Origin of the sequence: Halomonas heilongjiangensis (genome assembly GCF_002879645.1) — a bacterium.
In the GTDB taxonomy this organism is placed as follows: Bacteria; Pseudomonadota; Gammaproteobacteria; order Pseudomonadales; family Halomonadaceae; genus Halomonas; species Halomonas heilongjiangensis.
Genome location: NZ_PNRE01000085.1, coordinates 1 through 26,692 on the forward strand (window position 1 = coordinate 1; position 26,692 = coordinate 26,692).

Genomic DNA, 26,692 nt, shown 5'->3' on the forward strand with positions numbered 1-26,692 from the left:
AGTCGACGGGCCCCTCGACCATGCCGGCTGGCTGGCTCGCTTCGAGTCACTGGGGCTCGGCGGCCTGACCCGCAACCTGGCGGCGAACTGCGTTGTCGAAGCCGACGACGGCGAGCGGCTGTCGCTGCGGCTCGACCCGGCGCTCTCGGCGATGAACGCCGAGGTGCACGTGGAACGGATCACCCGGGCACTGGCGGGGGCCGGCATCGAGCGCCGCCTCAGCGTCGAGGAGGGCCCGCTGCCCGAGGGCATCGAGACCCCCAGGCTGCAGGCCGAGCGCCTGGCCGCCGAGCGCCATGCCGAGGCGGTTGAAGCCCTGAGCAACGACCCGCATGTACAGCAATTGCAGCAGGCCTTCGGCGCCCGCCTGATCGAATCCACGGTCAAGCCCGCCGATGCCGAGGCACGCGGCTGACGCGCCGCACCCGATCACGGCAGCATTCACACTACCACGCGAGAGGAATCCCCCATGATGAAGGGCGGAATGGGCAACCTGATGAAGCAGGCCCAGGAGATGCAGGAGAAGATGCAGCGCGTCCAGGAGGAGGTCGCCAAGGCCGAGGTCCAGGGCGAGGCCGGGGCCGGCATGGTCAAGGTGACCATGAATGGCCGCCATGACGTCAGCAAGGTCGACATCGACCCCAGCGTCATGGAAGAGGACAAGGAACTGCTCGAGGACCTGCTGGCTGCCGCGGTGAACGATGCGGTGCGCAAGGTCGAGGCCAGCTCCCGGGCGAAGATGGAAGAGGCGACTGCCGGCCTGAACCTGCCGCCGGGCTTCAAGATGCCCTTCTAGCTCCGTATAAACGGACTGCGCTCGATCATGCAGCGTTAAAAAATCCCTCAAAATGCTCATTTACTATCGTGTAAACTCCGCTTTTTCGAGGATTTTTTGCCTTGCCTGATCATCGCTCGCCTACGTTTATCCTGGAGCTAGCCGGAGGCTTGCCATGAGCTTCTCTCCCCTGGTCGATCGACTGATGGAGTCGCTGCGGGTGTTGCCCGGCGTCGGCCCCAAGACCGCCCAGCGCATGGCCATGCACCTGCTCGAACGCGACCGTGACGGTGGCCGCCGCCTGGCCGAGGTGCTGGGCGTGGCGCTGGAGGCGGTCGGCTACTGCCGGCGTTGCCGCACCCTCACCGAGGAAGATGTCTGCGCGCTCTGCAATAGCCCCCGGCGCGACGACAGCGTACTCTGCGTGGTCGAGTCCCCGGCCGACCAGTTGGCCATCGAGGAGGCCGGTGGCTATCGCGGGCGTTACTTCGTGTTGCACGGCCACCTCTCGCCGCTGGACGGCATCGGCCCCGAGGACATCGGCCTCGACCAGCTCGAGGCCCTGGTAGCTGGGAGCGAGGCGGCCGAGGGGGGCATCGAGGAGGTGATTCTCGCCACCAATCCCACCGTGGAGGGCGAGGCGACCGCCCACTATATCGCCGCCCGGCTCGCGTCCCGGGGCGTGAAGCTCTCGCGCCTGGCCTATGGCGTGCCCATGGGGGGCGAACTCGAGTACGTCGATGGCGGCACCCTGAGTCATGCCTTCAACGGTCGCCTGCCGTTCCAGGGTGACTGACCCTTTTTCTTGCCCTCTAGCCTGCCGGATACCGCATGCCCCTGACCCCCGAGATTCGCTGGATCGATACCCCCGCCGCCCTGGACGCCGCCTGCGCCGAGGTGGCCGGGGCCGAGGTGATCGCACTCGACACCGAGTTCTTCCGCGAGAACACCTTTCACCCGGTGCCGGCGCTGATCCAGTTCTCCGCCGGCGGTCCGGCCTTCGTCGTCGACCCGCTCGAGGTCGAATGCACCGACGCCTTCCGGCGCCTGCTCCGCGAGGGGCCGCTCAAGCTGCTGCACGCCAGCAGCGAGGACCTCGAGGTCTTCGCCCACTGGGCCGGGGTGCCGCCGGCACCGCTGGTCGACACCCAGCTCGCCCAGGGACTGCTCGGCGAGGACCCCTCCATGGGCTACCAGCGTCTGGTGCAGCACTGGACCGGCGAGACCCTGCCCAAGGACGAGACCCGTTCGAACTGGTTGCTGCGCCCGCTCAGTGACGCCCAGCTGAGCTATGCTGCCCTGGACGTCGTCTACCTGGTGCAGGTGTGGGAGCACCAGCGCGAGTCGCTCGAACGGCAGGGCCGCATGGCCTGGCTCGAGGCCGACTGTCGCGAGATGGTCGCCCAGGCGGCGCGCAGCGATGCCGCCGACGGGCAGTGGTACCTGCGCAATCGCCAGCTGTGGCGGCTCGCACCGCGCCAGATCGAGGCCTATCGGCGGCTGACCACCTGGCGCGAGGGAGAGGCCCGTCGCCGCGACGTGCCGCGGGGCTGGCTGGTCAACGACCGCCTGCTCTACGCCATCGCCGAGCGGTTGCCCGAGAACCGTTTCGAGCTCGCCCAGGTCGAGGGCGTCAAGCCGCCGCTGGTCAAGCGCGAAGGCGATGAGCTGCTGACCCTGGTGCGCGAAGCGCTGCATGTCGACGAGCAGGCATTGCCGCCGGCGATGCCCTCGCCGATGGCGCCGGACTTCAAGCGGCGTCTCAAGGCCCTCAAGCGAGTGGTGCACGCCGAGGCCGAGGCGCTGGGGCTGGCCCCCGAGGTACTGATGCGCCGGCGCGACCTGGAGGCGCTGGTGACCGCCGATCTCGAGCAGCAGCCGCTGCCGCTGCCCGGCGGCTGGCGCGGCGAGCGGTTGAATGCGGGCCTGAGAGTGGCCCTGGACGAGGTGCAAGCCGGATGAATGACGATCGAATGAAGGGTGACAAGCTGCTGTGCGAGGTCTTCAAGAGCCCGCGCGTGGACGAGATGTATCTCTACGTGGACAAGCGCCAGGGGCTCGGCGAGGTACCCGAGGCGCTGCTCGAGCGCTTCGGCAAGCCGCTCCCGGCGATGACCCTGATCCTCACCCCGGAGAAGACGCTGGGCCGGGCCAGGGCGGTCGATGTCATGGCGACGATTCGCGACAAGGGGTTCTATCTGCAGATGCCGCCGGCCAAGGAGGAGTACCTGCTCGACCTCTATCGCACGCCCACCGAGGCTCGCTACTAGTTTATCGCGCCCGACGCCGCGCGAAACTCGCTTTTATCGCGCCCGACGCCGCGCGAAACTCGCTGCATCGTGCCTCGACACCCAGCCGCGCCCCGCGTCGCGCAGGAGAGATCATGAGAGACCGGTTCTGGGAGCGCTTCGACCTCGAGGAGCTGACCCCCGAGGAGTGGGAGGCGCTGTGCGACGGCTGCGGCCAGTGCTGCCTGCTCAAGTTCCAGGACGAGGAGAGCGGTGATCTGGCGGTGCTCAATGTCGCCTGCCGGCTGCTCGATATCCACGGCTGCCGCTGCAGCGACTACGAGCACCGCTTCGCGAAGGTGCCCGACTGCGCCCAGCTCACCCCCGCACGCATCGAGGAGTTTCGCTGGTTGCCGAAGTCCTGTGCCTATCGCCGCCTTGCCGAGGGGCGCAAGCTCGCCGGCTGGCATCCGCTGATCTGCGGGGACCCGGAACGGGTCCACCGCAAGGGCATCAGCGTGCGCGGCTTCGCCGTCTCCCAGGGCGAGGTCCCCGAAGAGGAGCTCGAGGACCACATCATCGCCATCCTGCCCATCGACGGCTGAGGGGCGCTAGGCATGTAACCCCTTGCCGGCCAGCCACTCGGCATTGAACAGCCGCGAGTAATAGCGCCCCCCGCCGTCGCACAGCACCGTGACGATGCGGTGGCCCGGGCCCAGCTGCCGGGCGACGTGCAGGGCGGCGGCCACGTTGAGCCCCGAGGAGCTGCCCAGGAAGAGCCCCTCCTCGTGGAGCAGGCGGTAGACCGTGGTGACGGCCTCCTGGTCGTCGATCATCACGGCATCATCGAGCGGCGCACCCTCCAGGTTGGTGGTCACCCGGGTACTGCCGATCCCCTCGGTGATGGAGTCACCGCCCACCACCTCCGGTTGGCCGGTGGTGACGTAACGGTACAGGCCGCTGCCGCTGGGATCGGCAAGAATGCAGCGAACAGCGTGACCTCGCTCCTTGAGATAGCGGCTGACCCCGGCGAGGGTGCCGCCGGTGCCGGTGGCCGCGACGAAGGCATCGAGGCGTCCCCCCGTCTGCTCCCAGAGCTCCGGACCGGTGGTCTCGTAGTGGGCCTGGCGGTTGGCGACGTTGTCGAACTGGTTGGCCCAGATGGCGTTGTCCATGTCCGCCGCCATGCGCCCGGCGATCTTCTGGTAGTTGTCGGGATCGCGGTAGGGCCTGGCGGGGACGGCATGCACCTCGGCTCCGAGGGTCTGCAGCAGGTCGATCTTTTCCTGGCTCTGGGTCTCGGGTATCACGATCACGCAGCGGTAGCCGCGGGCATTGCAGATATGCGCCAGGCCGATGCCGGTGTTGCCGGCCGTGCCCTCCACCACGGTCCCCCCGGGGCCGAGCAACCCCCGACGTTCGGCGTCGAGGACCATATAGAGCGCGGCACGATCCTTGACCGAGCCCCCCGGGTTCATGAATTCGGCCTTGCCGAGGATGTCGCAGCCGCTCTCGGCGGAGAAGCGCGCCAGGCGGATCAGCGGCGTATGCCCCACCGCCCCGGCGAAGCCCGTGCAGATACGGTCGTCCATCGGGACCTCCCGCTCCTGAGGGTGTTCCTGGACAGTATGGACCCTGGGCATGGCGGCACGGCGACGGCGCCACACCCCGACCGGGGCATCCCACGGGCGCCGCGTCACTCCCGGGGACGCGCTCAGCCCTCTCGCGACTCCAGCCCCAGGGCCCATAGGATGAAGGCATCCTGACGGGCGTTGTCGTGCCAGGCCTTGAAGCGTCCCGAGGCCCCGCCGTGGCCGGCGGCCATGTCGGTGCGCAGCAGCACGGGACCGCGGGCGGTGCCGAGTTCGGTCAGCCTGGCGTAGAGCTTGGCGGGTTCCCAGTAGGGCACCCGGGTGTCGTGCCAACTGCCCTGCAGGAAGACCGTGGGCCAGGGCTGAGCCGAGAGGTTGTCCAGCGGCGAGTAGGCGCGGATACGCTTGCGCGTATCGGGTTCATCGGGGTTGCCCCACTCGGTGTACTCGGCAGTGGTCAAGGGCAGATCGGGGTTCTCCATGGTGCGCAGTACGTCGACGAAGGGGACATCGAGCACTGCCGCACAGAAGGCCTCGGGCGCCAGGTTGAGACTGGCACCGACCAGCAGGCCGCCGGCGCTGGCGCCATAGGCGGCGATCTGCTCGCCATCGCTGATGCCGTTCTCGACCAGGGTGTCGCGGGCGGCCAGGAAGTCGCGGAAGCTGTTCTCCTTGTACTCCAGCTTGCCGGCCAGGTACCAGGGTTCGCCGCGATCGCCCCCGCCACGAACGTGGGCCACGGCAAAGGCCATGCCCCGGGCGAGCAATTCCAGCCGGGCCACCGAGAACCAGGGGTCGAGCACCTCGCCGTAGGCGCCGTAGCCGTATAGCAGGGTAGGCAGCGGGTGCCCGGCGAGGTTGGCGCGCATCACCACCGAGACGGGAATCCGTTCGCCGTCGTGGGACGTGGCCCAGAGTCGCTCGCAGGCCAGCTGCTCCGGCGCGAGGTCGCCATGGATCGGCTGGCGCTTGAGCAGACGGCGTTCGCCGCTGTCCAGGTCGTGTTCCAGCCAGGTCACCGGCAGGATGAAGGACTCTTCGCGTAGCCGCAGGCGCCGTGAATCGAAGTGGGGCGAGTCGCCCAGCGCCAGGCTGCAGGGCGTCTCCGGCAGTGGCAGGCGTTCGTCCCGGCCGATGACACCCGCGTCGTCCAGCTCGAGGATGCGCAGGTACACCTGTGCCTCGTGATGGTCGCGTGCACTGATCACCAGCCCCCAGCTGAAGGCATCGACGCCCTCCAGGGTCTCCTCCTGGCGGTGGGCGATCATGGGCCGCCAGTCGCCTGCCGGGTCGGCTTCGTCCACCACGTCGAGCCGGAAGTGGGGCGCCTGGCGATTGTGCAGCACATAGAAATGGCCGGGGCGGTGGTCGAGGGAGTATTCGACGCCACTCTCGCGGCCACGAAAACAGCGCGGCGCGGTCGCCGGTTGCCGGGCAGGCACCAGGTGGCACTCGCTGGTGTCCTTGGAGGCACTCTCCAGCACCAGCCACTCCCGGGAGCGGGTCTTGCCCAGACCCAGCCAGAACTCCGGGTCCTTCTCGCGCAGTATCAGGGTCGGCTCCCCTGCCTCGGTGGCCCCGTCCGTCCCTTCCGTCAGCGGCAGCCGCCAGATGCTTTCCGGTCGCTGGGTGGCGTCGTAGCGGGTGAACAGCAGGGTCTGGTTGTCCTCGGCCCAAGTGAGCTCGGGACCGATCTCCTCGAGCAGTTTGACCGCTTCCCCGTCCGGCAGGCGCTTGAGAAAGAGCGCGAAGGTCTCGTCACCGCGAGTGTCCTCGGTCCAGGCGAGCCAGGCCTCGTCCGGCGACAGCGCCATGTCGCCCAGCTCGAGGAAGTGGTGGGACTCGGCGCGGGCCTGCAGGTCGAGGAAGATCTCGGCAGCGTCGTCGCGACCGTTGGGGTGGCGCCACCATACCGGATAGTCGGCATCCACCGCGGTTTCGCTCCAGTAGGTGAAGTGGTCCAGCGGCGTGCGCAGGCCATGAACGGCGAGCTCACGGCGAGCCAGGTGGCCGTGATAGAGTCGCTCCACCAGCTCGTCCAGGGGGGCGAACCAGCTCGCGGATTCGCGATTGGCCGCCTCCAGGAAGGCGACCACCTCCGGATCGTCTCGATTCTCCAGCCAGTGCCACTCGGGGTCGTCGGCGCGACGGAAGCGGGCCACGGGAGAGTCGTCTGGACGCTGGAGATTGTCATGGGGCGGCTGTGCTTTCATTGCGCGGGATGTACCATACTTAGAACATTTTCAAGACGGTGCGTCGCGGGACGCACGGGCTGCGAGGTATCGATGCCGATAACAGATTCGATGTCCCTACTATGGATGAGCTACGGGTTTTTGTCGCTGGTGGTGGTGTTGACCGGTTACCTGGGGCTGGGTTTCCTGCCACGCTTGCCACGGCTGGTGATCACCTGGCTGGTGGCCGGCATGATCTGGGTGCCGGCACGCTTCCGCTTGCCGCTGCTCGATGAGGGCGAGTTCTATACCGGCTTCGCGCCGGCGGTGATGGTGGCTGCCGTTGCGTTCCTGGAGCGCAATGCCTCGGTGATGGTGCCGGCGTTGCTGCTGCTGGTCGCGGGCGGCCTGGCCGGGGCCGGGGTGGGGCTGCTGCTCTGGTGGCGGGGGCGTCATCATCATGAATACGTCGACATGGATGAGGATGACGAGCCTATGCCTCCCCGCCGCGGTGGTGGCGGGGAGCGTCGGGAGCCGATGATCGGCTAAGGAGCCACGATGGCTTGGTGGATGGTGGACAGGCGCAGACGGCGAGTCCGCGGGCTGTTGGTGGCGGCCGGTCTACTGTGCCTGGCGGCGGGGCCAAGCCTGGCTCAGGAGGTCGAGGAGCAGCCGGACGTGCGGGTGATCATCGATGTCTCGGGCAGCATGAAGGAGAACGACCCCAACCAGCTCGGTGCCAGCGCCCTGGAGCTGCTGGTGTCGCTGCTGCCGGGCGGCGTCAGTGCCGGGGTCTGGACCTTCGGCGAGCGAGTCGACAATCCCCTGCCGCTGGGTAGCGTGGATGCCGAGTGGCGTCGCCGGGCCCTGGCCTTGTCGCCGGCCCTGGTGGAATACCAGCAGTTCACCGACATCGAGGCCGCGCTGCGCACGGCAGCGGCTCCCGACGCCAACGGCGGGCGCCACCTGGTCCTGCTCACCGATGGCATGATCGACCTGCCGCCGGCCCGCGGAGCCAAGCCAGGCGTGGACCGGGCCTCACGGCAGACGCTGCTCGACGACCTGGCGCCCCGGCTCGCCGCCGAGGGAGTGGCGGTCCATGGTGTCGCCTTTTCCGAGGAGGCCGACCTGGCGCTGGTGGAGCGTCTCTCCCAGCTCACCGGCGGCCTGCCGGCGATGGTCGAGACACCCGAGAGCCTGCTCGGGGCCTTCCTCGACATCTTCGAGCGCATCTTTCCCGCCGACCAGGTGCCGCTGGAAGAGGGGCGTTTCATCATCGACCCGGGTGTCGAGTCCTTTTCGGCGCTGCTGTTCCATGACCCCGACGGCGAGCCCCTGCGCCTGATCGCCCCCGATGGCACCGTCTATCGGGCCGACGACCGTCCGGAAGGAAGCCACTGGCAGGTGGAGCCGCGCTTCGACCTGATTCGCATCCCCGACCCCCAGCCCGGCGAGTGGCGCCTGGAAGGGGAGGTCGGCGACGACAGCCGCATCAGTGTGGTGGCGCCGCTGACCCTGAACACCGGCAGCCTGCCGGCGACCCTCTACCTCGGCTTCCCGCTGCCGCTGGAGGCCTGGCTCGAGCGCGAAGGCGAGCCGCTTGTCGAAGGGGTCGACGAGATCGTCATGAGCGTACAGCTCTACGACCCGGAAGGCAGTGTCCAGGCCGCCGTGCGCCTGGAGGAGCAGGGGGGGCGCTTCGTCGGGGTACTGCCGGCCCCCGCCCTGACCGGTAGCGCGCGGCTGGTGCTGCGCGCCGAGGGGGAGGACTTCCATCGCCAGCGCATCCAGGCGGTGAACATCCTGCCCGCCATCGGCGCGAGGCACGAGCCCCGGGCCGGCCGCGTGGCATTGGTCGCCGAGCATCCACGCCTCGATCGCGACAACACCGAGCTCTCGGGGGAGCTCTCGGGCGAGACGCTGGCTGCCGAGGCCGTGGAGGAGCGACGCTGGCACATGCCCCTTCCGGAGCTGGGCGACGCCATCAGCCGGCCGCTGTTGATCACCGCACGCATCACGCTCGATGGCGAGACCCGGGAGCTCCGCCTGCCGCGGCTGCTGCTAAATCCCGATGCCAGCACCGGACTCGACCTGGCCGACATGGCCGGCCCGACGCTGGCCGCCGAGCGCTTCGGCGAGGAGCTCGATCCTGGCCTGGACGCGGGGGCCGGGGAGGAGCCCCTCGATGCCGCCGATCGCTTCGTGGCGCTGGTCAACGCCCTGCCACGCCTGGTCATGGAGCTGTGGCAGGAAGGGCGCCCGGGGCTGGAGCGGCTGGCCGAGTCCCACGGGCGAGACCCGCGACTCTGGGCGGGCGTGGTGCTGGCGGTGGTGCTGATGCTGGTGTTGCTGTTGGCGCGGCGTCGTCGGCGGTGGCGGCGGGTCGCCCGTCGGGAGGAGCCTCATGTGTGAACTGCTGGGCATGAGCGCCAACGTGCCCACCGACATCTGCTTCAGCTTCACGGGCTTCCTGCATCGCGGTGGCGGCACCGGCCCCCACCGCGACGGCTGGGGCATCGCCTTCTACGAGGAAGGGGGGTATCGCGATTTCCGCGATCCACACCCGTCGATTCGCTCGCCCATCGCCCGGCTGATCTGCGACTACCCGATCAAGTCGACCATCGTCATCAGCCATATCCGCCAGGCCAACGTGGGCCAGGTGCGCCTGGCCAACACCCACCCCTTCGTACGCGAGATGTGGGGGCGGCCCTGGTGCTATGCCCACAACGGCCAGCTCACCGGCTGGCAGACGCTGCCACTGGGGTTCTACCATCCGGTGGGCGATACCGACAGCGAGCACGCTTTCTGCTGGCTGCTCGGCGAGCTGCGCCGCCGCTTTCCCGAGCGGCCGGGCGATGACGAGCAGCGCCGCGGGCTATGGCGCCTTCTGCACCAGCTCTGCGAGCGACTGCGCGGGCTCGGCGTCTTCAACCTGATGCTGGCCGACGGCGACTATCTCTACACCTATTGCTCGACCAGGCTGGCCCATATCACCCGGCGTGCGCCCTTCGGCCGAGCGAACCTCTCGGATGCCGAACTGACGGTGAACTTTGCCGAACACACCACTTCCGACGATGTCGTCTCGGTGCTCGCCACCGAACCGCTGACCGACAACGAGGACTGGGTGCGCATGGTGCCCGGCGAGCTGCTGGTGTGGAAGGCCGGCGAGATCGTGTCTCGTCATGGCCGGGTGCCAGCGTGAAAAGCCGCGACTTGTCAGGCGTGTCGGCGTGAGCCAGCTTGAAGCCTGCAAGAGGGAGCCTTGCGAGACAGCGTGTCGTGAGCAAACGTTTGTTTCAATCGTTCGTTTTACAGCGCTGCCGTGGCGGTATATCGTATGGCACCGGGAAAACAACAACCGTCGCACGCCGTCGACGATACCGAGGAGATCGCGTTCATGAACGAGCACGCCAATGCCCCGATCCTGATCGGCCCCGAGCTGGAAGGGCTCGACCATTACGACTCGGTGATGGATGTCTTCCATGCCTCGGTCGAGCGCTTCGCCGACAAGCCGGCCTTCAGCTGCATGGGGAAGACCCTCACCTACGCCGAACTCGATCGTCTCTCCGGCGACTTCGCCGCCTGGCTCCAGCACGAGACCGGCCTGCAGCCCGGCGACCGCATCGCCATTCAGTTACCCAACGTGCTGCAGTTCCCGGTGGCGGTGTTCGGCGCCCTGCGCGCCGGCCTGGTGGTGGTCAACACCAATCCGCTCTACACCGAACGCGAGATGGCGCACCAGTTCAAGGACTCCGGTGCCAAGGCCATCCTGATCCTGGCCAACATGGCCGACAAGCTCGAGAAGGTTCTCGATCGTACCGACATCCAGCATGTGCTGGTCACCGAGCTCGGCGACCTGCACGACTTCCCCAAGCGGCAGCTGATCAATGCCGTGGTCAAGTATGTCAAGAAGATGGTGCCCAGCTTCTCGCTGCCCGCTGCCACGCCCTTCCGCCAGGCGCTCAAGACGGGCGCCGGGCGTAGCCACAGGGAGACCGCTCGCCGGGCCGACGACATCGCGGCGCTGCAGTACACGGGGGGTACCACGGGGCTTGCCAAGGGCACCATGCTCACCCACCGCAACCTGATCGCCAACATGCTCCAGGCGCGCCAGGCCATCGGCCCGGCACTCACCGACGGCGCCGAAACCATCATCGCGCCGCTGCCGGTCTATCACATCTACACCTTCACGGTGAACTGCCTGTTCATGGTGGAGACCGGCAACCACTCCATCCTGATCACCAACCCCCGGGACCTGGACAACTTCGTCAAGGAGCTCAAGGGGCTCCGGTTCACCGGGTTCATCGGTCTGAATACCCTGTTCAACGCCCTGTGCAACCGCGAGGACTTCCGTGGCCTCGACTTCTCGCAGCTGCGCCTGACCATTTCCGGGGGCATGGCGCTGACCAAGGCGGTGGCGCAGCGCTGGGAGGAGACCACCGGCTGTGCCATCGCCGAGGGCTATGGGCTCACCGAGACCTCGCCGATCGTCAGCTTCAATCCCGTCGACGCCATCCAGCTCGGTACCATCGGCAAGCCGGTGGCCGGGACCTCGGTGAAGGTGACCGATGCCGACGGCCACGACCTGCCGCTGGGCGAGCCCGGCGAGCTCTGCGTGAAGGGCCCCCAGGTGATGAAGGGCTACTGGAATCGCGATGACGAGACCGCCAAGGCCATCGATGCCGATGGCTGGTTCCATACCGGGGACATCGCCGTACTCCAGGAGGACGGTTACATCCGCATCGTCGATCGCAAGAAGGACATGATCCTGGTCTCCGGTTTCAACGTCTATCCCAATGAGATCGAGGACGTCGTGGCCGCCCATCCGGGGGTGGTCGAGTCCGCCGCGGTGGGTGTCCCCGACGAGGCCAGCGGCGAGGCGATCAAGCTGTTCGTGGTGGCCAGGGACGAGAGCCTCGATGCCGAGGCCCTGCGTGCCTGGTGCAAGAAGGAGCTCTCCGGCTACAAGGTGCCGAAGTTCGTCGAGTTCCGCGACGAGCTGCCGAAGACCAATGTGGGCAAGGTACTGCGCCGTCAGTTGCGCGACGAGGATCAGGGCAAGGCGCCGGCCTGAGCCGCCGGCCGCATCGATAGGCTGACTGCGGCGATCCCATAGCCAATGCCAATGGCGCGGATTAGGCGTCGCGTGGTACACGGCGTTACAATGAGCTGCCCGTTCCGGCTTCCGGAGCGGGCAGTGTCTTTGCTCCCACCCACCGGAGTCGATCGAGCCCACCGTGACCATCGTTACCCGACCGCAGGACCCCGCCAAGCTGTCTGCCGCCGACGATCTCCAGGCCCTGCGCCGGGGGCTCGATGACGCCATGCTGCGCGATGTGCCGACCCTGGACAGGCGCCTGCGCGGTCTTGCCCGGCGGCTGAAGGAGGGCAAGCCGGTGGACCGGGGGCTCGGCCAGGTGCGCGAGGCGCTGGAGCGCTCGCACCAGGCGGTGGCCCGTCGCGCTGCCATCCCGGTGACCCTCGAGTACCCCGAGGCGCTGCCGGTGGCCGAGCGCCGCGGCGAGATCCTCGCGGCGCTGCGGGACCACCAGGTGGTAGTGGTGGCCGGCGAGACCGGTTCGGGCAAGACCACCCAGTTGCCCAAGCTCTGCCTGGAACTCGGGCTGGGCCGGCGTGGGCTGATCGGCCACACCCAGCCGCGGCGCCTGGCGGCTCGCTCGGTGGCCGCGCGCCTGGCCGAGGAGATGGCCGTGCCGCTGGGCGAGCAGGTGGGCTACCAGGTGCGCTTCACCGACCAGACCGGCGACGACACCCTGGTCAAGCTGATGACCGACGGCATCCTGCTGGCCGAGACCCGTCACGACCCGGACCTGACGCGCTACGACACGATCATCATCGACGAGGCCCACGAGCGCAGCCTCAACATCGACTTCCTGCTCGGTTACCTCAAGCGGCTGCTGGTGCGCCGCCCCGACCTCAAGGTGATCATCACCTCGGCGACCATCGACGTGGCGCGCTTCTCCGCGCACTTCGCCCTGCCGGGGAACGACGGCACGCCGCGACCGGCGCCGGTGGTCGAGGTCTCGGGGCGAACCTACCCGGTGGAGGTGCGCTATCGGCCACTGGTGCGCGAGGCCGACGACGAGGAAGACCGCACCCTGCAGGAGGGCATCCTCCACGCGGTGGAGGAGCTCGAGGCCATCGAGCGCGAGCAGCGCTGGTTCCATGGCCCCCGGGACATCCTGGTGTTCCTGCCCGGCGAGCGCGAGATCCGCGAGACCGCCGACACCCTGCGCCGCGCCGACCTCAAGGGCACCGAGATCCTGCCGCTCTACGCGCGCCTCTCCAACGCCGAGCAGAACCGGGTCTTCGCGCCCCACGCCGGGCGACGCATCGTGCTGGCCACCAACGTGGCCGAGACCTCGCTCACCGTGCCGGGCATCCGCTACGTGATCGACCCGGGTCTGGTGCGCATCAGCCGCTACAGCTACAAGGCGAAGATCCAGCGTCTGCCGGTAGAGGCGGTCAGCCAGGCCAGTGCCGATCAGCGCAAGGGGCGCTGTGGCCGCGTCGCCGAGGGGGTCTGCATCCGCCTCTATGACGAGGAGGACTTCCTCGCCCGGCCCGCGTTCACCGACCCCGAGATCCGCCGCACCAACCTCGCCTCGGTGATCCTGTCGATGCTGTCGCTGACGCTCGGTGACATCGAGGACTTCCCCTTCGTCGACCCGCCCGACTCGCGCTTCGTCAGCGACGGCTTCCGGCTGCTGTTCGAACTCGGCGCGGTGGACGAGCGCAATCGCCTGACCCCGATCGGCCGCAAGCTGGCCCGGTTGCCCATCGACCCGCGGCTGGCGCGCATGGTGCTGGCCGGCGCCGAGCAGGGCGGCCTGCGCGAGGTGCTGATCGTGGTCTCGGCGCTGGCGGTGCAGGACCCCCGCGACCGCCCGGCGGACAAGCGAGAGGCCGCCGACCAGGCGCACCGCCGCTGGCACGATCCCGACTCCGACTTCGTCGCCCTGCTCAACCTCTGGCACGGCTTCGAGGCGGCCCGCGAGGAGCTCTCCGGCAACCGCCTGCGGCGCTGGTGCCGCGATCACTACCTGAACTACCTGCGCCTGCGCGAGTGGCACGATACCTTCCGCCAGCTGCGTCAGCTGCTGCGCGACATGGAGATCGAGGTGCCGCCGCCGCCGGCGCCCCGCCCCGAGTCCGACAGCGGGGGCGAGGACGAGCAGGCGCGCCGCGAGAGCGCCGTGCGGCTGCACCAGGCACTGCTCACCGGGCTGCTCTCGCACCTGGGGCTGCTCACGGAGAACCGCGAGTACCTGGGGGCGCGCAATCGCAAGTTCTTCGTCCACCCGGGCTCGGGCCTGGCGAAGAAGTCGCCCAAGTGGCTGATGGCCTTCGAACTGGTCGAGACCACGAAGCTCTTCGCCCGCACCGTGGCGAGGATCGACCCCCAGTGGATCGAGCCACTGGCCGGCCACCTGGTCAAGCGCGCCTACAGCGAGCCCCGCTGGGAGATGAAGCGGGCCCAGGTGGTGGCCAGCGAGCAGGTGACCCTGTTCGGCCTGCCCATCGTCGCCGGGCGCAAGGTGCACTACGGGCCGATCGCCCCGCAGGAGTCGCGGGAGCTGTTCATCCGCCGGGCGCTGGTCGAGGGCGAGTTCCGTACCCGGGGCGAGTTCTTCACCCATAACCGGGCGTTGGTCGAGGAGGTCGAGGAGCTCGAGGACCGTGCCAGGCGCCGCGACATCCTGGTCGACGAGGAGACGCTGTTCGCCTTCTACGACGAGCGAATCCCCGAGGCGATCCACAACGGCAAGGGCTTCGAGGCCTGGCGCAAGCGAGCCGAGGCCGATGCCCCCGACCTCCTCAAGTTCGACCGCGCCGCCCTGCTGGCCCGGGAGGCCGAGGAGGTCACCGAGGCACAGTATCCCGATGAGCTGTCGCTTAACGGGGTGCGCTATCCGCTTGCCTATCACTTCGCGCCCGGCGCCCCCGACGATGGCGTGACGCTGACCGTACCGGCGGCGATGCTCCCCCAGTTGCCGCTGGCACGCCTCGAGTGGCTGGTGCCGGGCCTGTTGCGCGATAAGTGCATCGCGCTGATGAAATCGCTGCCCAAGGCGATGCGCCGCCAGGTGGTGCCGATTCCCGACTGGGTCGATGCGGCGCTGGAGACGCTCGTTCCCGATGACGTGCCGCTCACCGAGGCCCTGGGCGAGTTCCTGCGCCGCCGTACCGGGGTGCGGGTTCATCCCGACGACTGGCAGCCGGATCAACTCGAGCCGCACCTGGTGATGAACCTCAGGGTGGTCGATCATGCCGGCAAGGCGCTTGGTCAGGGGCGCGACGCACGCGAGCTGGAGCGTCGTTTCGAGGCGGCGGCGGGGCAGGGCGCCCGGGCGCTGGCCGAGGAGGCGAGGCTCGAGGCGCCGGTCGACGAGCTGCCAGAGGTGGCACTGCCCGAGTCGCGGGTCACCACCCAGGCCGGGATTCGCGTCGAGGCCTACCCGGCCCTGGTGCCCGACGGCGAGCGTTTCCGAGTCGAGCTCTTCGACCATCCCGACAAGGCCCGGGAGGCCCACCGCGATGGTGTGGTGCGACTGGCGATGCGTCGCCTGCCCGATCAGGTGCGTGCGATCGAGAAGCTCAAGGGCCTCGATACCTGTGCGTTGCTGTTCGCCAAGGTGGGCAGCAAGCGTCGGCTCAGCGAGGACCTGGTCACGGCGGTGTTCCGCCAGGTGGTCGCGGTGGCGCCGCTGCCGCGCTCGGCGGCCGAGCTCGAGGCGCGCCTCGACGAGACCCGGGCCGAGTTGATACCACGGGCCGAGGCACGACTGGCGACCCTGGAGGCGGCGCTGAAGGGGCATCTGGCGGTGACCAAGGCGTTGAAGGGCAACCTGAACCTGGCCCTGGCGCTGGTATACAGTGATCTCAAGGCACAGATGCAACGGCTGGTGCATCCCGGCTTCGTCGGCGAGGCCGGGGCGTGGCTCGAGGAGTATCCGCGCTACATGGAGGCGGCGCTGGTTCGCCTGGAGAAGGCCCCGCGGGAGCGCATGCGCGACCAGATGCACATGCAGGAGGTCCAGGCATTCGAACAGCGTCTGGCCGCCCGCCGCGAGAGCGAGCGCCGCGGGGGCATCGAGAATCCGGCGCTGGTGGAGTTCGGCTGGTGGATCGAGGAGTTGCGGGTCTCGCTCTTCGCCCAGCAGTTGGGCACGAAATTTCCGGTCTCGGTCAAGCGGCTCGAGAAGCGCTGGGCAGAGCTCACAGGGAGAACAGCATGACCCACGTGGTGATCACCGGCACCGGACTCTTCACACCGGAGCACGCCATCGACAACGATGCCCTGGTGGCCGCGTTCAATGCCTGGGTGGAGGCGGAGAACGCCCGTCGTGCCGAGGCGGGCGTCGAAGAGCGCCTCGACTATTCGAGCAGCGACTTCATCGTCAAGGCGTCGGGCATTCTCAATCGCTACGTGCTCGACGCCGAGGGCATCCTCGACCCCGAGCGCATGCGCCCGCGCCTGCCACGGCGCAGCAACGACGAGCCCTCGATCCAGTGCGAGATGGGCATTGCCGCGGCCGGGCAGGCGCTCGAGAGCGCCGGGGTCGATGCCGCCGACATCGACCTGGTGATCGTCGCCTGCTCCAACCTGGAGCGCCCCTATCCGGCCCTCGCGGTGGAGCTGCAGGCGGCGCTCGGTGCCGGCGGCTACGCCTTCGACATGAACGTGGCCTGCAGCTCGGCGACCTTCGCCATCGAAAGCGCGGCCAATGCGATCCGTGCCGGCAACGCGAGTCGGGCCCTGGTGGTCAGCCCGGAGATCTGCTCGGCGCATCTCAACTTCCGCGATCGCGACAGCCACTTCATCTTCGGTGATGCCTGCACCGCCGTCGTGCTGGAGAGTGACGAGCTGGCCACCGGCGAGAGCCGCTTCGAAGTCCTCGGCACCCGGCTGGTGACGCGCTTCTCCAATGCCATCCGCAACAACGCCGGTTTCCTCGACCGGGTCACCGACAGCGATCCCCGGGCGCCGGACAAGCTGTTCGTCCAGGAGGGCCGGCGGGTATTCAAGGAGGTCTGTCCCATGGTGGCGGCACTGATCACCGACCACCTGGCGAGCCTCGGGCTGGCGGGAGACGACCTCGCGCGGCTGTGGCTGCATCAGGCCAACCGCCATATGAACGACCTGATCGCCCGCCGCGTGCTGGGCCACGACCCGAGCCCCGAGCAGGCTCCGATCATTCTCGATCGTTATGCCAACACCAGTTCGGCAGGCTCGATCATCGCCTTTCACCTGCATCGCGGGGATCTTGCCCCCGGCGCTCTCGGTGTGGTCTGCTCTTTCGGCGCGGGCTACAGCGCCGGCAGCGTGGTGGTGCGCCGCCGGTGAGGGCTTACGGACATCGAGATGCGGGATACGTCAAGCGGCCAGGGATGGAGCATGCAATGAAGTGCGAGGAAAGCGGTAAGGGGTGGGAAGGGAGTGGTCGCCGCCTGTCGACGCTGCTGGCGGTGGTGCTGCTGGCCGGTTGTGCCAGTACCGCTGCGGTGGAGGAGCGTCACCCCGACGACCCCTGGGAGGGGTTCAATCGCCGGGTGTTCGTCTTCAACGACGCCCTGGACCGGGCGGTGCTGAAGCCGGTGGCGCGGGGCTATCGCCGCGTCACGCCGCAGCCGGTGCAGACCGGGGTGGGCAACTTCTTCTCCAACCTCGGCGAGATCCGCACCGCACTCAACAGTGTATTGCAGGGCAAGCCGGGGAATGCCGGCATCGCCACCTCACGCTTCTTGATCAACACCACGGTGGGCATCGGCGGCCTGTGGGACTTCGCCACCCATATGGAGATCACCGGCCGCGAGGAGGATTTCGGCCAGACGCTCGGTGCCTGGGGCGTGGGTGAAGGGGCCTATCTGGTGCTGCCTTTCCTCGGGCCGAGTACCGTACGTGATACTGCCGGCTTGCCGCTGGACATGTACACTTATCCCGTCACCTATGTGGAGGACGACAAGGTGCGCTACGGGCTGACCGGATTGAGGATAGTGGATACACGGGCCGGCCTGTTGGATCAGGAAGAGCTGATCCGTGGCGATCGCTATAGTTTCATCCGCGATGCCTGGCTGCAGCGACGGCGTTTCGAGGTCAGCGACGGCGAACTGGGCGATGACCCCTTCGCCAGCGACGAGTTCGACTTCGAGTTTGATGATGCGGATTTCGACGACGGCGCTTTCGCCGATTGAGGCACCCCGGCATGGACCGTCCCAAGCAGCTGATTGGAGTGATCGATGTTCCGGGCGAGGCCAGGGATGCGCTGGCCGAAACCATCGCCCGGGATGGGTTGGCGGTGTTCGCCGCCGACAGCATGGATGACCTGCCACCGGAGACGGCACTGGTGGTGGCCCATGCCCGTGCGGTCCCCAGCCGCGACTGGGCCCGTCTCAACGCCTGTCTGCCGACCCTGGTGGTCAGCGACAAGCGACTGGAGGCGGACCTGCTCAAGGCGGTGGATGCCGGGCTGGTCGACTATATCGTCGAGCCGTTGCGTCACGGGCAACTGCTGCGACGAATGATCCGCAAGGCGATCGAGCTGCACCGGCTGGCCCAGGAACGGGCCGAGGATCGCGAGCGTCTGGCCCAGCTCAACGAGCACCTGGGGGACCTCAACGAGAGCCTCGAGACCCACCTGGCGATGCTGCGCCTGGACCAGCAGGCCGGCGGCCAGATCCAGCGCAAGCTGCTGCCGCCGAGGCCCCAGGTGGTCGGCGGCGTGTCCTGCGATTACTGGCTGGCCCCGTCGCTCTATCTGTCGGGGGATTTTCTCGATTTCCAGCGCTTCGATGAGCGCTTCATCCTCTTCTACTTCGCCGATGTGTCGGGCCATGGCGCCTCGTCGGCCTTCGTCACGGTGCTGTTGAAGTATCTCTCCAATCGCTGGCAGGGCGAATGGGATGGCACCCGGCCGGAGCAGTTGGCGCCGCGCTGGTTGGCGGAACTCAACCGCGAGCTGCTGGACACCGGCATCGGCAAGCACGCCACCCTGTTCGTCGGAGTGATTGACCTGGAGCGCCGCTATCTGCACTATTCGCTGGGCGCACAGCTGCCCATGCCGTTGATGGTGGCGAATGGCGAGGTCCATCCGCTGCCCGGTGAGGGCATGCCGGTGGGGCTGTTCCCGGGTGTCGAGTATCCCCCCCTGGGGTGCCCGCTGCCGGAGAACTTCCGTCTGTGGCTGTGTTCGGATGGAATACTGGAGTGCCTGCCGGGCGAGACGCTCGACATGCGGCTCAGGGAGCTCGAGCAGCGGGTACAGGCCAGCGCGACGCTGGAAGACCTGCGGGGCAGCCTGGCCCTGGGTGACGTGCCCGCCGACGATGAGACCGTCGTCGAGGACGGCCCGGGGCTGGAAAAACTGCCTGACGACCTGACGATCATGATGTTGAGCGGATTTGGCAATGATGATTCATGAAGGCCGCATCCAGGCGGCGTTCGACTCCGGGGTCTTCGTGCTCAAGCTGTGCGGCGACGTGCGGCTGACACTCTGTGCCACCCTGGACAGCCAGGCACAGCGGCTCTCCCAAACCCCCGGCCTCCGGGCGGTGATGATCGACCTGCGTGAAGCCACCAACGTGGATTCCACGGCCCTGGGGTTTCTCGCCAAGGTGGCCATGGCCGTGCAGGGCAAGCTCGAGCAGCCACCCACCATCGTCGCCGACCATCCCGATGTCCAGCGCATGCTCGACGTCATGGGCTTCGAGCGCTATTTCACCCTGGTGGAGTCGCCGATCACCGAACCCTGCGAGCTCAGCGACCTCCCCGAAGTGCCCGCCGACGAGGAGGGGCTGCGCCATCGCATCCTCGAGGCGCACCGTATCCTGATGCACATGAACGAGCACAACCGCGAGGAATTCCAGCCTCTCGTGGAGATGCTCGAGGCCCAGGAGGCCGCCTCGCACCAGCACTGACCCCAGCCCCAGCGGCGCCGGCGCGATTACCCCCGGCGCAGCTCTCCCAGCAGGGCCTCGAGCTTGCGTTGATCGTCCATGAACTTGCGGATGCCTTCGGCCAGCTTCTCGGTGGCCATGGCATCCTCGTTCATCGCCCAGCGGAATTCGGATTCGTCCAGTGGCTCCGGCGCATGCGTCTCGGCATCCAGTGGCACGAGGCGTCGTTCCAGGGTGCCCCGGGTCTCGGCCAGTTCGCCGAGCAGGGAAGGGGAGATGGTCAGGCGGTCACAACCCGCCAGGGCCAGGATCTCGCCCGCGTTGCGGAAGCTCGCCCCCATCACCACGGTTTCGTAGCCGTGGCCCTTGTAGTGCTCGTAGATGCTCTTGACCGACCGCACGCCCGGGTCGCGATCGCCGGCGAAGTCCGCGTCGGGGTCACGGGCCTTGTGCCAATCGAGGATGCGGCCGACGAAGGGCGAGACCAGGGTCACGCCGGCATCGGCGCAGACCTGGGCCTGGGTGAGGCTGAACAGCAGGGTGAGATTGGTACGGATACCCTCGCGTTCGAGTTGACGCGCGGCGCGGATGCCCTCCCAGGTGGAGGCGACCTTGATCAGGATACGCTCGGGGCCGACGCCGTGGCGGTCGTAGCGCTCGATCAGCGCACGGGCCCGGACCAGGGTGGCCTCGGTGTCGAAGGAGAGCCGAGCACTGACTTCGGTGGAGACGTAGCCCGGCACCAGCTCGCTGATCTCGCTGCCGATCTCGACGGCCACCGCGTCCAGGGCGTCGTCGAGGTCGGTGGCCTGACGGGCGATCTCCTGCAGCCGTGCGCGGCGGGTCTCCTGCTGGGCGGCCTGGAGGATCAGCGAGGGATTGGTCGTCGCATCGGTGGGCTGGAAGCGCCGAATGGCCTCGATGTCGCCGGTGTCGGCCACTACCGTGGTCATGCTCTTGAGTTGCGAAAGCAGATCGTCTGCCATTGGGCCTGGCTCCTTGGTTAAGATGATTCCACTGTAACAAGGCTGTGAGAGCGGGAACAGACACCGGCAGGCGACACCGTGATGGGTTATCATTAGCTTCCTATCAAAAACTCGCTGACTTGCGGAAAGGAGATCCCTTGAGCCTCAATGCGCGACGCGTGGCGATACTGGTGGCGGCCAACACGGCGTTGGCCCCCTTCGCCATCGATGCCTATCTGCCCGCCATGGCAGCACTGGCCGCCAGTGTGGGGGCCAGCATTCATCATACCGAGCTGTCGATCAGTGTCTTCCTGGCGGGGTTCGCCATCGGCCAGTTGCTCTTCGGCCCGCTCTCCGATCGACTGGGGCGCAAGCCGGTACTGCTCGGTGGGCTGGTGGTGTTCCTGCTGGCGAGCCTGGCGATCACCACCATCGACTCGCTGTCCGAACTGCTCGTCTGGCGCTTCGTCCAGGCACTGGGGGGCGGTGCCTGCGTGGTCAACTCGGCGGCCATCGTGCGCGACTGTTTCAGCGGCCGCGAGGCGGCAAGCGTGATGTCGACCATGGTCATGATCATGATGCTGGCACCACTGGTGGCGCCGGTGGTGGGCAGTGGGCTCCTCTACCTGGCGGACTGGTGGCTGATCTTCGTCTTCCTGGCCGTCTATGCCGCCTTCCTGCTGTGGCTGATGAGCACCCGGCTGCCCGAGACCCGTGATCCGAACCTGCCCGCGGCCTCGCCGCGTCAGGTACTGCTCAACTACGCCAGTGTGTTTCGCCATCGCGAGGGCATGGGCTACATCTGTGCCGTGGCGGCCTCCTTCGGCGGCCTGTTCGCCTTCGTCACTGCATCGCCCTACCTCTATCTGGAGCATTTCGGCCTCTCGCCGGCCATTTACCCGTTGGTATTCGGCGTCAATGTGGTGGTGATCGCCCTTTCCAACCGCCTCAACATTCATTTGCTGAAGAGTCGCTCGCCACAGCAGAACCTGCATCTGGGGCTCACCGTGCAGTTGGCGGCGGCCACTGTCCTGGCGGTGGCGGCGGCGGCAGGGGCCGCCTCGCTGTTCGTGGTGGTGCTGGTGATCATGGTCTATGCCGGCATGATCGGCCTGATCACCCCCAACGCCATGTCGGCGCTGCTCGACCATTTCGGCCACATGAGTGCCACGGCCACGGCGCTGATGGGGGGCATCAAGTTCGGCGCCGCCGCCCTGGCGGGGGTGATGGTGGGGGCCTTCGAGATCGAAAGCCTCTGGCCCATGGTGCTGACCATGCTGGTGGCGTCGCTGGTCGGCAACCTGGGACTGAGGACCCTGGCGGGTAGGCCGGTGCATGCCTGAGGCACTGGCCTGGCTCGATCGCCGCTGGCTGCAGGGCTGCTCGCTCGCCCTCTGCGCCCTCGTGGCGCTGGGGGTGCTGGTCTGAAGCGGCGGTCTACCACCACCGTCAGTCACTCGTCGTTACGTTCCTTTCGCCCTGTCATGAAGCTGTCATGCGGCTCCGGCAATGTGTGCCGTGAGAAGGCCAGACACCTTTCCATCGACAGGAGTGACTCGCATGAACCGCATCCTCAAGAGCCGTGCATTCAAGACCACGGTCATCGCTGCCACCGTCATGGGCGTGGTCGGTGTCGCCCAGGCCCGCGACCAGATCCGCATCGTCGGCTCCAGCACCGTCTACCCGTTCGCCAGCTACGTCACCGAGGAGTTCGGTGCCGTGACCAGCTACCCGACCCCGGTGATCGAGTCCACCGGCTCCGGTGGCGGCATCCGCCTGTTCTGCAACGGCGTGGGTGAGGGCACTCCGGACATCTCCAACGCCTCGCGTCGCATCAAGGCCTCCGAGGTGGAGCGTTGCGAAGCGAACGGCGTGACCGATGTCACCGAGGTGAAGATCGGTTCCGACGGCATCGTGCTGGCCCAGTCCAGCACCAACGACGAGCTCGACCTGACCCTCGAGCAGCTCTTCCTGGCCGTGGCCGCCAAGGTGCCCGTGGATGGCGAACTGGTCGACAACCCCTACACCAAGTGGAGCGACATCGACGCCTCCCTGCCGGACCGCAACATCTCCATCTATGGCCCGCCCAGCACCTCCGGTACCCGCGACGCCTTCGAGGAGCTGGTGATGGAAGTCGTCTCCGAGGACATGGCAGCCTACGGCGGTGAGGGCTACACCGAGGTGCGCTCCGACGGCGCCTACATCGACGCCGGCGAGAACGACAACCTGATCGTCCAGCGCCTGAGCGAGGACACCAACGCCTTCGGCATCTTCGGCTACTCCTTCCTGGTCGAGAACCCCGACACCCTGATCGGTACCAGCATCGATGGCGTGGCACCCGACGCCGAGGCGATCAGCGCCGGCGACTACCCGGTGGCGCGCTCGCTGTTCTTCTACGTGAAGAACCAGCACGCCGAGGAAGTGCCGCCGCTGTACGAGTATGTCGAGATGTTCGTCTCCGAGACCATGATCGGTGACGGCGGCTACTTGATGGACCTCGGCCTGATCCCGCTGCCCGAAGCCGAGCGCGAGGTGGCCCGTCAGAAGGTCACCGAGCGCGCCGTCCTGCAGGTCGCCGATCTGTAAGACGCACGTCTCGGGCAGGGACGCCTGACCTGGCCGGCAGCCCGAGGCTGCCGGCCGTCGCACGTTACGGCAGGCTGCCTGCCGTTGCCATTCACCGAGAGAATCCTATGCAGACCAACCAACTCCTGGCACTGTTCAGCGGCGCCCTGCTGCTGCTGGGTCTGATAGCCTTCTTCCTGGGGCGTGCCAAGGCCGCGCGGGTGCGCGCCACCGGCACGGCCATGTATGCCCAGCCCGACCAGTACGCCTGGTTCGCCGTGCTGGCCACCGCCGGTCCCGCCCTGCTGGTCAGCGCCGTGGGCGGCTTCCTGCTGCTGTTGCTGGGCGCCGAGATCCCGACGCCCTACCTGTTGGCCGGCAGCCTGGGGGTGGCCGCGATCGGCCTGATGGTGGGCATGAACCGGGTGCATCCGGACTTCCACGCCCGGCAGGCCATCGAGCGGGTCATCCGCTGGATCCTGGTCGGTGCCGCGCTGATCTCGATCTTCACCACCTTCGGCATCCTCTTCTCCATCGTCTTCGAGGCGCTGCGCTTCTTCCAGATGCACAGCTTCTGGGACTTCATCACCGGCACCGTCTGGAACCCCGGCGCCAGCTTCCTGGCGGCGGCCGGTCGTGCCGCCGAGGGGGGGAGCGCCGCCCAGTTCGGATCGGTGCCGCTGTTCGCCGGCACCTTCATGATCACCGCCATCGCCATGCTGGTGGCCATTCCCATCGGGCTGCTGGCGGCCATCTACATGGCCGAGTTCGCCCCGAGGCGCGTGCGTACCCTGGCCAAGCCCACCCTCGAGGTGCTGGCGGGCATCCCCACCGTGGTCTACGGCTTCTTCGCCGCCATCACGGTGGCGCCGATCATCGTGAAGGTGGCGGGTGCCCTGGGTCTGGATGCGTCGTTCAACAACGCCGTGGCACCGGGCGTGGTGATGGGCATCATGATCATCCCGTTCATCTCCTCGCTCTCCGACGACGTCATCAATTCGGTGCCCGACAGCATGCGTCAGGGCTCCCTGGCGCTGGGCATGACCAAGGGCGAGACGATTCGCGACGTGGTCATCCCGGCGGCACTGCCCGGCATCATCTCCGCCTCGTTGCTGGCGGTCTCCCGGGCGCTTGGCGAGACCATGATCGTGGTGATGGCGGCCGGCATGCGGCCCAACCTCACCGCCAATCCGCTGGAAGACATGACCACGGTGACGGTGCGCATCGTCGCGGCGCTGACCGGTGACCTGGAGTTCGAGAGTGCCGAGACGCTGTCCGCCTTCGCCCTGGGGCTGGTGCTGTTCGGCGTCACCCTGAGCCTGAACCTGGTGTCGGTGCTCATGATCCGCCGCTTCCGCGAGAAGTACCGCGTCAACAACCTGTAACGCCGAGGAACCGCCCCGATGAGTCAATCCTTCGACGAGATCAGCGCCCAGCTCAAGAGGCGCCACCGCAAGTCGGCGCGACTGAAGTGGATCTCCATGGGGGCCCTGGGACTGGCCGGCCTGTTCCTGGTGCTCTTCTTCGCCGACATGCTCAGCAAGGGCCTGCCGGCCTTCCAGCAGGCCTACGTGCAGGTGGAGCTGGACTACAACGAGGAGGCAAGCCGCATGGGGCGCGCGGCCATGGATCCCGAAGTCTCGCGGATCGTCAGCCGCAGCTTCGAACGTCTGATCCCGGGGATGCTGCGCGACGACCCCGACCTGCTCGGCACCAGCGAGCAGCGCTGGGTACTGGCCAAGGGTGAGGTGGACCAGTACCTGAAGGGACATCGCAACAAGCTCAGCGAGGCGGAGCGTGAGGTGGTCGACGAGCTGGCCGAGAGCGGCCGGGTGACGTTGAAGTTCAACACCACCTTCTTCTCGCGTGGCGACTCCAAGATGGCCGAGAGTTCGGGCATCCTGGCGGCCGCGGTGGGCACCGTCATGACCATGCTGGTGACCCTGGCCATCGCCTTTCCCATCGGCGTGATGACGGCGCTCTATCTGGAGGAGTTCGCCCCGGACAACCGCCTGACCCAGGTCATCGAGATCAACATCAACAACCTGGCGGCGATCCCCTCGATCCTGTTCGGCCTGCTGGGCCTGGCGATCTTCATCAACTTCTTCGGGGTGCCGCGCTCCTCCCCGCTGGTGGGCGGCATGACACTGGCGCTGATGACATTGCCGGTGATCATCATCGCCACCCGCACGGCGCTGCGCAGCGTGCCCGACTCGATCCGCCACGCCGCCTTCGGGGTGGGCTGCTCGCGCTGGCAGGTGGTGCGCGACCATGTGCTGCCCCTGGCCATGCCGGGCATCATGACCGGTTCGATCATCGGCCTGGCCCAGGCCATGGGCGAGACCGCGCCGCTGATCATCGTCGGGATGGTGGCCTTCATTCCCGATGTGTCGGCGTCGTTCACCCAGGCCGCCACGGTGCTGCCGGCACAGATCTTCACCTGGGCGGGCGAGCCCGACCGCGCCTTCGTCGAGAAGACCGCCGGCGGCATCCTGGTGCTGCTCTCGATACTGATCTTCCTGAATGCCGCCGCCGTGGTACTGCGCAAGAAATTCGAGCGTCGCTGGTGAGCCAGCGCGTCACAGAGGACATCGACATGAACATGCAAGCCGCTCCCCGCCATGGCAAGACCCCCGCGGTCGGACAACCGCATACCCGCAACGAAGAGGCCTGCCACGACCTGAGCGTCCGCGTGCGCGATCTCAGCCTCTGGTACGGCCAGAGCCAGGCCCTCAAGGGCCTCGATATCGACATCTTCGAGAAGAATGTCACGGCGCTGATCGGTCCCTCGGGCTGTGGCAAGTCGACCTTCCTGCGCTGCCTCAACCGCATGAACGACCTGATTCCCGGGGTGCGCATCGCGGGGCTGGTGGAGATGGACGGTCACGACGTCAATACCGCGAAGATGGACGAGGTGGCGCTGCGCCGCCGGGTGGGCATGGTGTTCCAGAAGCCCAATCCCTTCCCCAAGTCGATATACGAGAACATCGCCTATGCGCCGCGCATGCACGACCTGGTCGGTCGCAAGGCCGAGCAGGACGAGCTGGTGGAAAGGGCGCTGCGCGACGCCGGCCTGTGGGAGGAGGTGAAGGACAAGCTGCAGCAGCCGGGCACCTCGCTCTCGGGGGGGCAGCAGCAGCGCCTGTGCATCGCCCGGGCCATCGCCGTGCAGCCCGACGTGATCCTGATGGACGAGCCCACCTCGGCCCTCGACCCGATCTCCACGGCGACCATCGAGGACCTGATGGACAAGCTCAAGCAGCAGTTCACCATCGTCACCGTGACCCACAACATGCAGCAGGCGGCGCGGGTGGCCGACTACACCGCCTTCTTCCACCTGGGCGAGATCATCGAGTACAACGACACCAAGACCATGTTCTCCAACCCGGCCACCAAGAAGGCCGAGGACTACATCACCGGACGTTACGGATAAGAGTCTGGCCGGAGTGGGCGACGCTGCTTGGATCAGGCTGTCATG

At 67.6% G+C, this 26,692-nt stretch carries 23 protein-coding genes; 20 read left to right on the top strand and 3 right to left on the bottom strand.

Going from position 1 to position 26,692, the window contains the following annotated elements; genetic code table 11:
- From C1H66_RS18180 to C1H66_RS18205, 6 genes are all read left to right on the top strand, one after another.
- Positions 1-415, top strand: a 415-nt coding sequence (locus tag C1H66_RS18180; RefSeq protein ID WP_276308848.1) for a DNA polymerase III subunit gamma/tau C-terminal domain-containing protein, incomplete at its 5' end; no start/stop codon positions are given.
- A gap of 54 nt (positions 416-469) precedes the next feature.
- Positions 470-796 (top strand): YbaB/EbfC family nucleoid-associated protein, encoded by a 327-nt coding sequence (locus tag C1H66_RS18185; RefSeq protein ID WP_102629293.1) that lies wholly within the window; start codon positions 470-472, stop codon positions 794-796.
- A gap of 154 nt (positions 797-950) precedes the next feature.
- On the top strand, positions 951-1,571 hold the full coding sequence (recR, locus tag C1H66_RS18190; protein WP_102629294.1) for a recombination mediator RecR: 621 nt from the start codon (positions 951-953) through the stop codon (positions 1,569-1,571).
- A 35-nt stretch (positions 1,572-1,606) separates the two neighbouring features.
- Complete coding sequence (gene rnd / locus C1H66_RS18195) at positions 1,607-2,737, top strand: ribonuclease D (protein ID WP_102629295.1); 1,131 nt, start codon at positions 1,607-1,609, stop codon at positions 2,735-2,737.
- Entirely contained in the window at positions 2,734-3,045 is a 312-nt protein-coding gene (locus C1H66_RS18200; RefSeq protein ID WP_102629296.1) for a YcgL domain-containing protein, read from the top strand. The genes rnd and C1H66_RS18200 overlap by 4 nt, the downstream gene beginning before the upstream one ends.
- A gap of 113 nt (positions 3,046-3,158) precedes the next feature.
- On the top strand, positions 3,159-3,608 hold the full coding sequence (locus tag C1H66_RS18205; protein WP_102629297.1) for a YcgN family cysteine cluster protein: 450 nt from the start codon (positions 3,159-3,161) through the stop codon (positions 3,606-3,608).
- Between the two features lie 6 nt (positions 3,609-3,614).
- Here C1H66_RS18205 and C1H66_RS18210 read toward each other — a convergent pair whose 3' ends face one another.
- Together C1H66_RS18210 and C1H66_RS18215 are read right to left on the bottom strand one after the other, a co-directional pair.
- Positions 3,615-4,595, bottom strand: coding sequence for a cysteine synthase A (locus C1H66_RS18210; RefSeq protein ID WP_102629298.1), 981 nt, complete (start codon positions 4,593-4,595; stop codon positions 3,615-3,617).
- Between the two features lie 122 nt (positions 4,596-4,717).
- Positions 4,718-6,808, bottom strand: coding sequence for a S9 family peptidase (locus C1H66_RS18215; RefSeq protein WP_102629299.1), 2,091 nt, complete (start codon positions 6,806-6,808; stop codon positions 4,718-4,720).
- A gap of 90 nt (positions 6,809-6,898) precedes the next feature.
- On the opposite strand from C1H66_RS18215, the gene C1H66_RS18220 reads away from it, so the two are divergent.
- The 9 genes from C1H66_RS18220 to C1H66_RS18260 all read left to right on the top strand — a co-directional run bounded on the left by C1H66_RS18220 (position 6,899) and on the right by C1H66_RS18260 (position 19,705).
- Positions 6,899-7,315 carry a hypothetical protein gene (locus C1H66_RS18220; protein ID WP_306417696.1) on the top strand — a complete coding sequence of 139 codons (417 nt, stop codon included), beginning with the start codon at positions 6,899-6,901 and terminating at the stop codon, positions 7,313-7,315.
- 9 nt (positions 7,316-7,324) lie between these two features.
- Complete coding sequence (locus C1H66_RS18225) at positions 7,325-9,178, top strand: VWA domain-containing protein (RefSeq protein WP_102629301.1); 1,854 nt, start codon at positions 7,325-7,327, stop codon at positions 9,176-9,178.
- Positions 9,171-9,968, top strand: coding sequence for a class II glutamine amidotransferase (locus tag C1H66_RS18230; RefSeq protein ID WP_102629302.1), 798 nt, complete (start codon positions 9,171-9,173; stop codon positions 9,966-9,968). Before C1H66_RS18225 ends, C1H66_RS18230 begins: the two co-directional genes overlap by 8 nt.
- A gap of 195 nt (positions 9,969-10,163) precedes the next feature.
- Positions 10,164-11,840, top strand: a complete 1,677-nt coding sequence (locus C1H66_RS18235; protein ID WP_102629303.1) for an AMP-binding protein — start codon at positions 10,164-10,166, stop codon at positions 11,838-11,840.
- 163 nt (positions 11,841-12,003) lie between these two features.
- Complete coding sequence (hrpA, locus tag C1H66_RS18240) at positions 12,004-16,026, top strand: ATP-dependent RNA helicase HrpA (RefSeq protein WP_370741308.1); 4,023 nt, start codon at positions 12,004-12,006, stop codon at positions 16,024-16,026.
- Entirely contained in the window at positions 16,023-17,135 is a 1,113-nt protein-coding gene (locus C1H66_RS18245; RefSeq protein WP_102629304.1) for a beta-ketoacyl-ACP synthase III, read from the top strand. The genes hrpA and C1H66_RS18245 overlap by 4 nt, the downstream gene beginning before the upstream one ends.
- A gap of 56 nt (positions 17,136-17,191) precedes the next feature.
- Positions 17,192-17,983: an MlaA family lipoprotein gene (locus C1H66_RS18250; RefSeq protein ID WP_102629305.1), complete on the top strand. Its 792-nt coding sequence runs from the start codon at positions 17,192-17,194 to the stop codon at positions 17,981-17,983.
- 11 nt (positions 17,984-17,994) lie between these two features.
- On the top strand, positions 17,995-19,209 hold the full coding sequence (locus tag C1H66_RS18255) for a PP2C family protein-serine/threonine phosphatase (RefSeq protein ID WP_102629306.1): 1,215 nt from the start codon (positions 17,995-17,997) through the stop codon (positions 19,207-19,209).
- Entirely contained in the window at positions 19,196-19,705 is a 510-nt protein-coding gene (locus C1H66_RS18260; protein WP_102629307.1) for an STAS domain-containing protein, read from the top strand. The genes C1H66_RS18255 and C1H66_RS18260 overlap by 14 nt, the downstream gene beginning before the upstream one ends.
- 26 nt (positions 19,706-19,731) lie before the next feature.
- On the opposite strand, the gene tal is transcribed toward C1H66_RS18260, so the two are convergent.
- The gene (gene tal / locus C1H66_RS18265) at positions 19,732-20,670 is read right to left on the bottom strand and encodes a transaldolase (protein ID WP_102629308.1); all 939 of its coding nucleotides are present in this window, start codon (positions 20,668-20,670) and stop codon (positions 19,732-19,734) included.
- 137 nt (positions 20,671-20,807) lie between these two features.
- Here tal and C1H66_RS18270 point away from each other — a divergent pair, with 137 nt between their 5' ends.
- The 5 genes from C1H66_RS18270 (at position 20,808) to pstB (ending at position 26,647) form a co-directional block, all read left to right on the top strand.
- Positions 20,808-21,992: a multidrug effflux MFS transporter gene (locus C1H66_RS18270; protein ID WP_102629309.1), complete on the top strand. Its 1,185-nt coding sequence runs from the start codon at positions 20,808-20,810 to the stop codon at positions 21,990-21,992.
- A gap of 217 nt (positions 21,993-22,209) precedes the next feature.
- Entirely contained in the window at positions 22,210-23,235 is a 1,026-nt protein-coding gene (locus C1H66_RS18275) for a substrate-binding domain-containing protein (RefSeq protein WP_102629310.1), read from the top strand.
- Positions 23,236-23,342: 107 nt separating this feature from the next.
- The gene (gene pstC / locus C1H66_RS18280; RefSeq protein WP_102629311.1) at positions 23,343-24,599 is read left to right on the top strand and encodes a phosphate ABC transporter permease subunit PstC; all 1,257 of its coding nucleotides are present in this window, start codon (positions 23,343-23,345) and stop codon (positions 24,597-24,599) included.
- Positions 24,600-24,617: 18 nt separating this feature from the next.
- Entirely contained in the window at positions 24,618-25,784 is a 1,167-nt protein-coding gene (gene pstA / locus C1H66_RS18285) for a phosphate ABC transporter permease PstA (RefSeq protein WP_102629312.1), read from the top strand.
- Positions 25,785-25,816: 32 nt separating this feature from the next.
- On the top strand, positions 25,817-26,647 hold the full coding sequence (pstB, locus tag C1H66_RS18290; RefSeq protein WP_181423471.1) for a phosphate ABC transporter ATP-binding protein PstB: 831 nt from the start codon (positions 25,817-25,819) through the stop codon (positions 26,645-26,647).
- Positions 26,648-26,692 lie beyond the last annotated feature (45 nt).